Consider the following 12,358-nt stretch of genomic DNA (forward strand, 5'->3'; position numbering starts at 1 on the left):
TGGTTTACGTTGAATACAACTGTTGGAAGGTCGTTTCCAGCTGGAGCTGATATAACAACTTTCTTAGCACCTGCATCAATGTGAGCTTGAGATTTAGCTTTTGATACGTAGAATCCAGTACATTCTAATACTACGTCAACACCAATTTCTCCCCATGGTAATTTAGAAGCGTCAGCTTCAGCGTAAATTCTGATTTCTTTTCCATCAACAGTGATAGAATTCTCTCCAGCAACAACTTTGTCACATAAAGCGTATCTTCCTTGTGCTGAATCGTATTTTAATAAATGAGCTAACATTGATGGGCTTGTTAAATCGTTGATAGCAACTATTTCATACCCTTCTGCTCCAAACATTTGTCTAAATGCAAGACGTCCTATACGTCCAAAACCATTAATTGCAACTCTTACCATTACAATTACCTCCTAAATAATAAATATAATATATTTAAAATAAAAATTTTAAAACAACTTTAATTTTGAGCTTTCATCAGTTCCACTATCTTAGTAGCTGCTGCTTCATCAGTTACAATCACAGCATTACTGTCATTCATTTCAGCTGCTATTATAGCTTCTACTTTATTTTTTCCAGCTGCTACAGCAATATGCGTATTAATTTTTTTTGCATCATTTATTTTTATACCAATAGTGGTATTTTCAGATACAACTTTTGAATTTTTATCAAAATAACACCCATACGCTTCACCTACAGCACCATTTCTATTAAGCTCTGCAATAAATTCTTCAGATGCTCCTCTTTTGCCTGCCATATGAATAGCATTTCCTATACCATATATAAGTATATCAGCCTTACGAATAGAGTCTATAACCTCTTTGATTTGCTTCTCTTTTAAAAGCCCATCTAAAACTTCTAAACTGACATTTTCCGGAATATGAAGTAGTTTATAATTTCCATTAACTTTCTTAGCTAATGCAGCTGCCAAAGTATTAGCTTGACTCTCAACTTTTCTCCCCATTCCTCCTCTTGCAGGTAAAACAAGAACATTGGACACATTATTAATTTTAGGGAAAGCTTCAACTAATTCTTTAACTGTACTTCCACCTGTAATAGCTATTATACTATTATCCTTGATAATATCTTTTACATAATTAGAAGCTGCTTTTCCTAATTCTTTTAATACATACGGATTACTTTCCACATCTCCTGGAACAATTATTACATCTTTTACACCTAAAGATTTCTTAATGAATTTTTCAACATCATTTAATCCTTTAATCTCGTGCATAAAATCTTTTAATTGTTCTACTACTCTTATTCCTTCTTCAGTAACAGACATTCCAGGAGTATTTATCTCAATTAAGTTCTGCTCCTTTAAAAAGTTAATCTCAGTACGCACAATTCTTTCACCTAGTGAAAGTTCTGATGCTAAAACCCTTCTACCAATTGGCTGGTTGAAATATATAGTCCTTAGAATATTATATCTTTTTTCTAAGACATCAACCAATTCAGGAACTATCTTCTTCTGTACCGCTAATATTTCCTGCACTTCTAACCCTCCTTTTGGTCTAAAAGCGTCCCACTTGTAACTTTTTGTGTCCCGCACGTATTATTATAAAACAGATTTTAGAATTTTTAAACCCTTTATAGTAAAATTTTATATATTTTTTTTATTTTGTAATTTTTTCTTCCTTTTATTGGAAGAGCTAATCCCCATCTGTTCTCTATATTTTGCCACGGTTCTTCTAGATATATGCAATGTATTTTTTAGTAATCTATCACTTATCTCCTGATCTGATACAGGGCTTGTCTTGTCTTCCTTTTCAATAATTTCCTTTATAAGCCTTTTAACATATGTCTCTCCAACAGCTCTTTCTTCAGATTGATGGATATATTTCACGATTTTAAATAAATCTTTAATTCTAAAAGTTCCGTAATTTGTCTTTATATACTTATCTTTTATTGCCCTGCTTACAGTAGATTCGCTAAGATGCACTTCTTCAGATATTTCTTTTATAGTCATAGGTTTTAAATAACTTTCTCCATTTTCAAAAAAACTTTCTTGTTTTATTAATATCTTTTCCAATATCCTCAAAAGTGTTTTCTTTCTTTCTTCAATACTTTTTATTAACACTTCAGCTTTAATTATATTTTTTTGAATATAACTTGCGGATTCTTTATCTTTTAATACAATACTTTCTATCAACTCTTTATTTATACTTATCTTTGGTAATATTTCATCATTCATAAGTACTATATACTGACCATTTTCCTTTTTAATTTCAGCATCTGGAATTATATACTTTATTTCATCACCTATATAAAAACCTCTTGAAGGCTTAGGTTCTAATTTTTTTTATAATATCAATATACCTCTTAACCTCATCTTCTTCTATCTTCATCTTGCTAGATAACTCTTCTAATTTTCCTTCTGCCACATCTAAAATGTAATTATCAATGATCTTATAAATATGTTTTCTTTCCTTTTCATTTATAAATTGAAGGTCCTTCACTTGAAGTTTTAAACACTGCTTTATATCTTTTGCTGCAATTCCTACTGGATCAAATCCTTGCAATATATTTATTGATATTTTCATCTGCTGTGTCATAACTAACTTTTGCTGTTGTTTATAACTTACATCTAAATCAAAATTCATATTTACCTCCAAACAATTTTAGAATACGTTTTCAGAAAAAATATAAAAAAAAGCCTTCTGGCTTTTTTTTATTTTTCAAAGAAGAATATTCCACAAGGTTTAATTCCTGAGTGAATACCAACTGTACATCCTACCTTAGCATCTATATAATTTATATTTTTTTCTTGGAAGTATATCTTTAATCCTTCATATACATCTTCATTTAAAAGTTCTAATAATACTATTGGTGAATCAAAATCAACATCAACGCTTTCAAAATCTGATATTAATTTCTTTAAAGCTTTTTTGCTTCCTCTAACCTTATCTTTAACAGACATTTTACCATCTTTTACTTCTAAGATTAGCCTTAATCCTAACACACTACCAATTGTTCCTGCAGTTTTTGATAATCTTCCACCTCTAACAAGATTTTCTAATGACTCAAAATTTAATGAGCTTTTAACCTTAGGTATTGCCTTAAGAATTTCTTCTTCAATTTCTTTTATTCCTAATCCCTTATCTCTAAACTGGCAAGCTTTTAGTACTAATAGTCCTAATCCAGATGTAACATTTCTTGAATCAATTACAACAATATCATCACTTTCTAACATATCTTTTGCTATACATGCTGATTGATATGTTCCACTCATATCTGAAGATAATGTTAATGCTACAATTTTATATCCCTCATCTAAATACTTTTTAAAAGTTTCTTCAAATCTATTAGGAGTTACTTGAGCTGTTGTAGGCAAAACACCTGTAGCATTAATTTTATCAATCATTTCTTTCGTAGTAATCTCTACACCATCTAAATAACTTTCTTCTCCAAAGTTTATTAACAACGGTAATACTTCAATGTTTTTTTCTCTTATAAGCTCTGCCGGTAAATCTAAAGTACTATCTGTTATAATTTTTATTTTTTCCATGAAAAGTACCCCCATTTCTTATTTCATATTTGGAAAATCCATTTGTCTTAACGCTTCATAAGCTATTGCACACACTGTATTTGATAAATTTAAACTTCTTGTACTTGTCTTTATCATAGGTATTCTTATACCTTTGTGAGCGTTATGTACTTCTTCTGGAACTCCACTTGATTCTCTTCCAAACATAATAAAATCTCCTGGCTCATAGCTTTCTTCGCTATAGAATTTTCCTCCATGAGTTGTAGCTAGGAATATTCTTTGATCTCCATACTTAGCCATAAAATCTTCATAAGATTCGTGTACTTCAAGCTTTAAGTCTTTCCAGTAATCTAATCCAGACCTTTTAACAGCCTTATCATCTATACTAAATCCTAAAGGCTTTATTAAATGCAAAACAGAATCTGTTAAGACACAAGTTCTAGCGATATTTCCGGTATTTTGTGGTATTTCTGGTTTATATAAAACTATATTTAAATTCAATGAATTCACCCTCCAAAAAGTAAAATGAAAGTCTCTTACTTTAATATATGTATATATCTATAAATTTTATAATACTATATGATTATTTATTAGTCAAAGCATTTTACAGAATGTTAATTTTAATTAAATTTATTCCATATATATTTTAAGCCCTTATTATATTAATACTAAAGAAAAAGAAGCATAACAATTTAATATTATACTTCTTTTGAATAAAACTTAATTAATTATTTTGATTTTCTGTAGTGTTTGTTTGGTTATTCCCACTATTTTCACTAGATTCATTTCCACCATTAGCTTGGCTATTATTAGTGTTATTATTTATAGATTCAGTTGATGCTGAATTATTATTTGATTCTGTTGTTGTAGTATTTGCTTTTTTAGTTCCCACTTTTACTACAGTATTCATTGGTGCATAATAATCTGATGAAATAAATTCTCTTGATACTTCAACACCATTTGAATAAGTAACTAAATATGCTTGTGATCTATACCCAGGCATACCATTTACAGTTGTAACTTTACTTCCTTCTGCAAGTGTAGCATCATTAACATATTCTGTAGTATAATCTATCTTTTCTATAACTTCATTTACTAAATCATAAGTATTAGTTCCAAAACCTTCTTTATTTCCGTAAATATTAAATACTATACTATTTGAAGTCATATACCCTTCAATATATATAGGGAAATCATATGTATTAACAAATCTATAATCTATGTCTCCTTCATAAACAGTGGCATCTAAGCTTGGCTCAGCATAACTTACCATCATTGAATGGTTATATCTTAGTGAAGATTTTAAATTAGCTCTCATAACAGCTCTATATAATGTAGTAGAAATATGACATACTCCTCCACCATATTCTTGTACTACTTCACCTGAAACATAAGCACCAGCTTGTTGATATCCATTCTCTGCTGTAGTTTCTCCTATAGCCTTATTGTAGCTAAATTCATCACCTGGCATTAAAAGTGTTCCATTAACTGAATTTGTAGCTATTTTCATATTAGTAACTCTACCAGCTGCACTATTTACATAACTACCAGAAAAACTTGATAATATTCCATCAATTTTTTGTAATTCTGCTGCTGTAACTCTTGGTACACTATCCTCAAGTTCAACAACTATAACTTCTTCAGACTCCTCTGGTGAAATGCTTTCTTTTATTTTGTCCACTAGTTCTTCCACATTTATCTTCTTACCTATAGTTTCATTTGTAATTGAAATAGCACCTGCACTAATACTTATAGCAGCATCTATTGGTTCAACCTTTACTGCATCATTTATATGGTTAGCAAATTCAATAATTTTATTTTCATCATAAACCAATACTGTCTCCATTTCATGATTTACACCTTTTTTAATCATTGAATTTTTTTCAAATAAACTAGCATCTTTTCCATAAGCTAATGCTTCCTCAACAGTTGCATCAACATCTATCAATGAATTTATGTCATTATAGCTTAATTGGAAATTCTGTTCTCCTACATTAACATTTATTATTTTATTATTAATTTTAGTTATTAATTGTGATTCTAAAGTAGTTTTAGCTTCTTCAGCTGTTTGTCCTGATAAATCTACACCATAAATACTTATACCTGAATAAATCTTATTATTCCAAGAAGCAACTTTATCTTTTACACTAAACATATAACCCATAGTTGCTGCTAAAACTATTACTAATACGGAAGCAGTACAAATTATAATTTTCTTTTTATCAGTTATAAATTCACTAAATTTACTTTGCTCTTTAGATTCTATATTATTCTCTTGCAAACAATATACCTCCCCCATTCTTCGATATTAAAAGCACTATAAAAGTGTATTTTTTATAGTACTTTTAATATTATATTATATTATTTTATCTAAAACAAGAATGAAAACTTTCCATAATATTGCGCAAATTCAGCATGAAGAAAAGATATTATAATTTTAATTATTACCTAATACTTAACGCATAATAAAAACCACCTGAAGCAGATGGTTTTTATTACATATTAAACTTTCACAGTGGCTCTTTTAGGAGAAACCTCACCATCTTGATCAAATGCTTCTATAGATATATTAATACTACCTTTTGCTGTGAACGGTAGCTCATTTATGCCAATTGAAAAATTAGTATCATTAGCATCTACTGTACCTATCCAATAGCCATTGGCAAATATATTATAACCTAGTAAATCAATATCTGAATTTTTATTCCAACTAATATTTATTACATTACCTTTTCTGCTTGCCTGTAATCCCTTAACTATATCTGGTTGTGTTAATAAGTCTATGTTATTAGGTCCCCAATTGGCATCAACTTTATTACTTACTCCTGCCACTGTTGCACTTTCACTATATTGCCATATTCTCCATCTAGTCCACCCTCCTACATCTGGTGGTATTTGTGGATTTCCAGGTATAGAAGTATATAAAGCTATCCAAAGAGGCATATTTTTTAAAGGATACCCTCTGCCTTCAATATAAAAATTATTATACAACTGTACAAAAAACACTCCTGTATAAAGCATAAGCCTTCTTCTAGTGGCCTTTTCAAACCTTTTCCTAAATCTATCAATCCAATTGATCAAAGCTGTGGTAGAAATAGACTTATCTGTAGGTGTTTCTACATCCACTACTGGAAATAAATCACCATAATTACCTTCACCAAACCCTTGCTGCAATACATCAATAAAACCATCACATTGAGCATCAGCTGTGTTCAAATCATAGCTAGGCACTGCAAAATGATATGCTCCTACAGGAATACCATAATTTCTTGCCTTGGAAGCAAAATCAATGAATTTTTTATCGGTTCTAAATCTTCCTGAAGCTGATCCTGATGATCTTAGATATAAAAAATCTACAGTACTTGCCAAAACTGAAAAATCCACTCCCTGAGTATACTCATTTATATCTATACCAAAAAGACTTTTGTCAGTTCTATTTTGCATAGTTCCTCCGCACATAAAAATTCCTTACTTTATAGCTTATTAATATTTTTCGAAATAGTTTCCTAATTGGAAATAAAAATCTTTTTTTCTTACTAATCATAGAACAATTATTACGGAATTTAAAACCATCCTCTACCTATACTGTTTTAACAAAAAAGCAGTTACACTATTTACTGTAACTACTTCCTTAACTTTTTAACTTTCTTAACATCTTAACATTCTAAACTGCTCTATTTACCTTTAAAGATGTTTCTATTATCAAATCTAAGAACTCTGAATAGCTATATCCTTGTCCTTTTGCACTCTTAGGGAAAAGACTTGCAGCTGTCATTCCTGGAAGTGTATTCACCTCTAATATATAAGGGATTCCTTCCTTGTTAACTATCATATCTATTCTAGAATAAACTTCACACTTAAGTGCTTTATAAGTCTTTAATGCCATTACTTCAACTTCTTTGTGTAAATTTTCTTCAAGCTCTACAATCACTTCATCTGCTCCGCCAGCTGAATATTTTTGTGTGTAATCAAAGAAATCGCTTTTTGGCTTGATAGCTATAATCGGGAAAAGCTTATTATCAAATACCGGACAAGTAATTTCATCACCATCAACAAATTCTTCTATCATTACTTCTGTATCCCATTTTAATCCCTCTTCTACAGCTTCTTGTACTTTTTCCTTATCATATACCTTAAAAGTAGCAACGCTTGAACCACCATTAGTTGGCTTTATAAAGACAGGATACCCCATTTTTTCTATTGCCTCATAATCTATTTCCTCTACTGACTTTACATTAAGCCATTTTGCAGTTCTTATGCCATTAGCTGCTAAAACTACCTTGGTTAAGTCCTTATCCATACATAAAGCTGAACTTAACGGACCACATCCTGAATATGGTATATCTAAAGTCTGTAATACTGACTGAACTGTTCCATCTTCACCAAACTTACCATGTAATGCTAATAGAGCAAAATCCAAGTCCTTTACTTTATTTATTATATCTGCCTTTTCATCAATAACTACTGGTACTACATCATACTTATTTTTATCTATATTTTCCATAATTGAATTTCCACTATTTAAAGAAATTTCTCTTTCTGAGGATATCCCCCCCATGATTACTCCAACCTTCATCAAAACTACCTCCATGCTATAAAGTTAAACAGTGCATATCGTTTCACTAATGCACTTAATTAAGTCGCCATAAATGACCGTAATTCAATTAACCAGTTCATGTTGCTTCGCTTATGAACTTAATTAAGTCGTCACAAGTGACTAGTTAAACGCTTATATTTCTACGCTCATAAGCTAGTTAATTTTAACTAGCGAAGCGACTTAATTAATTATATCACTATCTATATCTAATTAGAAGTTTACATAAATATAAAACTCTATTATACAAAGATATAGAGTTTTTTAATTTACTTTAATTTCTTTTTATTTTCTTTATAATATCTACATCTAGATGTAAATGGACATTCATCACATTTAGGATTTCTAGCCGTGCAGCATCTTCTACCGTGGAAGATAAGTAAATGATGTGTAAGGCTCCACTCCTTTTTAGGAAGCTCTTTTTGCAATTGTTTTTCAACTTCCAAAACATCATCTGAATCTGCTAAAGCAAGCCTATTTGCCACTCTAAAAACATGTGTATCTACTGCAATTGATGGCACATTAAAAGCATTTGATAAAACCACATTAGCTGTCTTTCTTCCTGCACCAGCCAGTGTCACAAGCTCTTCCATGGTATCAGGCACTTCTCCATTGTATTTATCTTTAAGCTGATTACACATAATCATTAAGTTTTTTGCCTTATTTCTATATAAACCAATTTGTTTTATATGCTCCTCTAATTCATTAATAGACATAGTAAGAAACGCATCTACATCTGGATATCTCTTAAACAACTTCTCAGTAACTTCATTTACTTTTTTATCAGTAGTCTGTGCTGATAATATTGTTGCCACTAATAATTGAAATGGCGTTTCATAATTCAATTCACATTTTGCATCTGGATACATTTCCTTAAGCTTTTCTAAAATAAATTTTGTCCTTTGTTTCATTTTAAAACCCTCCTATTCATATACTCCTCTATATTTATTTGGAAGACTATTTGCTATTGATTTCATAATTATATTCATACATCTATCATCATAATCGTGCTTTAATTCATTTTTCTCTTTTTTCGGAATTTCAACTGCTTTATTGATAACTACATTAACATCAGAAAAATTCCACTCTTCTGTTGCCATATTATCATCTTTATTTACAGGAAGCATTTTCTCTGTTCCCCACATTGAAATTGGTATTATGGTAGCTTTACTCATCTTTGCTACCAACAGTACACCTTTTTTTCCTTCCAACATTTTTCCCTGTCTACTTCTTGTTCCTTCTGGAAAAATCATTAAATTATTACCACTCTTCAGTATATCCACCATTTTAATAATAGCATCCTTATCTACAGTATTTGGATTTATGGATATCTTCTTTACTACCATTGAACCAATACTTGTAATTGGATTATTGCTAAGTTTTACCCCCGCCACAAAAGTTGGATCATACCTTTTTAAAACCTCATTTAAAACTAATCCATCTGAGTTACTCAAATGATTACATACAAATATCTTTGGCCCTGATATCTTATCTATATTTTCTAATCCTTTAACATTTATTTTTGCATACTTCCTCATATAACCATTAACTTTCATTTTAGCTAACTTCATCACTAGTGGTTTAGGTAATACTTCCATTAATTTTATAAAACTACTAGATAACAAAAAAGCCACCTCCCATTATTTTTTCTTCTCTTTTAACATCTCAATATAATTATTTATATATGGAGATTCACCCTTAAACTCTTCAATATCATAATTTTCATTATGCATCTTAATTATTGCATTCCTTCTTATGACGTTCTTCCCACGCCACCCACAAGAAGTTTTAGCAATCTTTTCTTTAAACACTTTATTATCCATATTGGCATATATATATGTTTCATCATTCATATATTCTAACGTCTTAAATTCTTCTAAGACATTAATCCTTACAGATTGGTTGTATGGACATTTAAGCTGACAAAAATCACAGCCAAATACATTACCTTTTAAAAGTTTAATTTCTTTATCATTTATATCTTTTTTTTGAGTAATGTATGAAAGACATATATTAGGATTAACCCTACTCTTATTTATAGACTTTGTAGGGCATTCTTTTATGCATATATCACACTGATTACATTCATCAAATTTCAATATATCTTGAATGCTTCTAACTTCATTGCATTCTATTGGGGCATTAGTTATTATTTCCCCTAAAAACACATATGAACCATATTTCTCAGTGATTATCATATTATTTCTACCAATAAATCCTATACCTGCTAAGTATGCTATATATCTTTCTGGCAAATAATTACTATCCACAAAAGATGCTGCTTCCCATCCTAAAGAGTTTAAGTAATTACATATTTTATCTAAATATCCTTTCACTACTCTATGATAGTCTCCTCTTTTAGTGTAGATAGAAAAACCATTATGCTTTTCACAGCTATCTTCATGATAATAAGGGAAAGCTATAGATATTATAGTTTTCCCATCTTTCATATAAATTCTAGGATTTATCCTCTTTTCAATTTCCTTTTCTTCAAATTCATTTTCTAAATTATTTTCTTTCCTATATTTATAAAATTCTACCAATTCTTCAAATTTCCTGCATGGTATAAAGCCAATTGTATCTAATCCTAAAGAATTGCAGTATTCTATAATTTTATCCTTTATCATGTCAAATCACCATATCATTGTATATTTTTCTTTTTATTCCCTGCCCTTGGCATATATCTATAATTGCATGATTTTCACTAACTCTTACAATATTTCTAGCTGGAATACCTACCGCAGTAGCGCCTGATGGAACATCTTTTAAAACCACCGAGTTAGAGCCTATCTTACTATTATCTCCTATATTGATAGGCCCTAGTACCTTCGCTCCTGCACCTATTACAACTTTATTTCCTACAGTTGGATGTCTTTTACCTTTATCTTTACCAGTACCACCTAAGGTAACTCCATGATATAAAGTTACATCATCACCAATTTCTGTAGTTTCTCCAATAACAACACCCATTCCATGATCTATAAAAAGACCTTTTCCAATAGTTGCTCCAGGATGTATTTCAATTCCTGTAAAGAATCTTGCTAGCTGAGATATTATTCTAGCCAGTAAAAATATTTTTTTATTATATAAAAAATGTGCAATTCTATAAGCAATTAATGCATGAACTGAAGGATATACTAAAAAAACTTCTATCTTACTTCTGGCAGCAGGATCATTTTCCATAATCCTGCTTAAATCATACTTTAAATTATCAAACATTTCTTCTTCTCCTTTTTAGAAGTTTATGCTGCTTATTTTATCATTTCCCCGTATATTCCCATTGATATATATTTTTCTCCTCCATCTGGTGCAATAGCTAGTACCTTTTTACCTGCACCTATTGTTTTAGCTATTTCAATAGCTGCATATACTGCAGCTCCAGATGATATACCAATTAATACACTTTCTTTTTCTGCAAATTCTACAGCAGTCCTTATGGCATCATTATCATCCACAGTCATTACTTCATCAACATATTTTCCTTCATAAATCCCTGGTATAAAGCCTGCTCCAATACCCTGTATTTTATGTGCTCCTGGATTCCCTCCTGATATAACCGGTGAACTTTTTGGTTCTACTGCCACTACTTTCACATTAGGATTTAATTCTTTTAATCTCTTTGCTATACCAGATACAGTTCCGCCTGTTCCTACACCTGCTACAAATACATCTAAATCCTTTATATCTTCATATATTTCATTTGCTGTTGTTTCATAATGCTTTAATGAATTAGCAAAATTCTCAAATTGCTGTGGCATAAAGTATCCGTGTTTTTCTACCATTTCTTCTGCTTTTTCAATGGCACCCTTCATTCCCTTTATACCTTCAGTAAGCACTAATTCAGCACCATAAGCAGTTATTAAATCTCTTCTTTCCTTGCTCATTGTATCTGGCATAACGATTATTACCTTGTATCCCTTTAACTTACCAATCATAGCTAGTGCTATACCTGTATTACCACTTGTAGGCTCCACTATTACTGATCCTTCTTTTAATAACCCATCTCTCTCTGCTGCTTCAATCATTCCAAGTGCTGCTCTATCTTTAACACTTCCACCTGGATTATACTTTTCTAATTTCACAAATACTTCCGCTGCATTTTCTAAATTGAAATTATTTAATTTTAGCACTGGTGTCTTTCCTATTAGTTCCAAAACATTGTTATAAATCATACCATTTCCTCCTTTAATATATAAAAAAATTCGTCTCTAAAATTTAGAGACGAATTAATACTCGCGGTTCCACTCTAATTGGATTTTAAATCAATA

General features: G+C 30.5%; 14 protein-coding genes, 1 pseudogene and 1 other annotated feature (1 of these 16 cut by a window edge). All 15 genes and pseudogenes read right to left on the reverse strand.

Annotated features, from left to right (window positions below; all coding sequences use genetic code 11):
- On the reverse strand, nt 1-410 hold a 410-nt coding region (locus Q5O44_RS01390), incomplete at its 3' end, for a glyceraldehyde 3-phosphate dehydrogenase NAD-binding domain-containing protein (protein WP_302637105.1).
- A 59-nt stretch (nt 411-469) separates the two neighbouring features.
- The gene (locus Q5O44_RS01395) at nt 470-1,504 is read right to left on the reverse strand and encodes a sugar-binding transcriptional regulator (RefSeq protein WP_022166593.1); all 1,035 of its coding nucleotides are present in this window, start codon (nt 1,502-1,504) and stop codon (nt 470-472) included.
- 108 nt (nt 1,505-1,612) lie between these two features.
- Entirely contained in the window at nt 1,613-2,203 is a 591-nt protein-coding gene (locus tag Q5O44_RS01400; protein WP_022166594.1) for an RNA polymerase sigma-54 factor, read from the reverse strand.
- An 18-nt stretch (nt 2,204-2,221) separates the two neighbouring features.
- Nucleotides 2,222-2,275, reverse strand: a pseudogene (locus Q5O44_RS15195) (hypothetical protein); the annotation flags it as partial.
- Nucleotides 2,276-2,294: 19 nt separating this feature from the next.
- Complete coding sequence (locus Q5O44_RS01405) at nt 2,295-2,612, reverse strand: RNA polymerase sigma 54 subunit RpoN/SigL (protein WP_022166595.1); 318 nt, start codon at nt 2,610-2,612, stop codon at nt 2,295-2,297.
- A gap of 68 nt (nt 2,613-2,680) precedes the next feature.
- A complete protein-coding gene (locus Q5O44_RS01410; protein ID WP_022166596.1) occupies nt 2,681-3,517 on the reverse strand; it encodes a DegV family protein in 837 nt (278 codons plus the stop codon).
- Between the two features lie 18 nt (nt 3,518-3,535).
- Nucleotides 3,536-3,997, reverse strand: coding sequence for a tRNA (cytidine(34)-2'-O)-methyltransferase (locus Q5O44_RS01415; RefSeq protein ID WP_022166597.1), 462 nt, complete (start codon nt 3,995-3,997; stop codon nt 3,536-3,538).
- A gap of 223 nt (nt 3,998-4,220) precedes the next feature.
- Nucleotides 4,221-5,777, reverse strand: a complete 1,557-nt coding sequence (locus Q5O44_RS01420; RefSeq protein WP_022166598.1) for a VanW family protein — start codon at nt 5,775-5,777, stop codon at nt 4,221-4,223.
- Nucleotides 5,778-5,998: 221 nt separating this feature from the next.
- Complete coding sequence (locus Q5O44_RS01425) at nt 5,999-6,940, reverse strand: glycoside hydrolase family 25 protein (RefSeq protein ID WP_022166599.1); 942 nt, start codon at nt 6,938-6,940, stop codon at nt 5,999-6,001.
- A gap of 220 nt (nt 6,941-7,160) precedes the next feature.
- The gene (locus Q5O44_RS01430; RefSeq protein ID WP_022166600.1) at nt 7,161-8,072 is read right to left on the reverse strand and encodes a D-alanine--D-alanine ligase; all 912 of its coding nucleotides are present in this window, start codon (nt 8,070-8,072) and stop codon (nt 7,161-7,163) included.
- 287 nt (nt 8,073-8,359) lie between these two features.
- Nucleotides 8,360-9,001 carry an endonuclease III gene (gene nth, locus Q5O44_RS01435; RefSeq protein WP_022166601.1) on the reverse strand — a complete coding sequence of 214 codons (642 nt, stop codon included), beginning with the start codon at nt 8,999-9,001 and terminating at the stop codon, nt 8,360-8,362.
- Nucleotides 9,002-9,013: 12 nt separating this feature from the next.
- Nucleotides 9,014-9,715, reverse strand: a complete 702-nt coding sequence (locus tag Q5O44_RS01440) for a lysophospholipid acyltransferase family protein (protein WP_022166602.1) — start codon at nt 9,713-9,715, stop codon at nt 9,014-9,016.
- Between the two features lie 15 nt (nt 9,716-9,730).
- The gene (gene queG / locus Q5O44_RS01445; protein WP_022166603.1) at nt 9,731-10,717 is read right to left on the reverse strand and encodes a tRNA epoxyqueuosine(34) reductase QueG; all 987 of its coding nucleotides are present in this window, start codon (nt 10,715-10,717) and stop codon (nt 9,731-9,733) included.
- A gap of 1 nt (nt 10,718) precedes the next feature.
- Nucleotides 10,719-11,309, reverse strand: a complete 591-nt coding sequence (gene epsC / locus Q5O44_RS01450; protein WP_022166604.1) for a serine O-acetyltransferase EpsC — start codon at nt 11,307-11,309, stop codon at nt 10,719-10,721.
- 32 nt (nt 11,310-11,341) lie between these two features.
- Complete coding sequence (gene cysK / locus Q5O44_RS01455; protein WP_022166605.1) at nt 11,342-12,262, reverse strand: cysteine synthase A; 921 nt, start codon at nt 12,260-12,262, stop codon at nt 11,342-11,344.
- 42 nt (nt 12,263-12,304) lie between these two features.
- Nucleotides 12,305-12,358 (reverse strand) — a binding site (T-box leader) (it continues 188 nt past the right edge of the window).

The organism is Clostridium sp. CAG:221 (genome assembly GCA_000435835.1).
Classification (GTDB): domain Bacteria; phylum Bacillota; class Clostridia; order Clostridiales; family Clostridiaceae; genus Clostridium.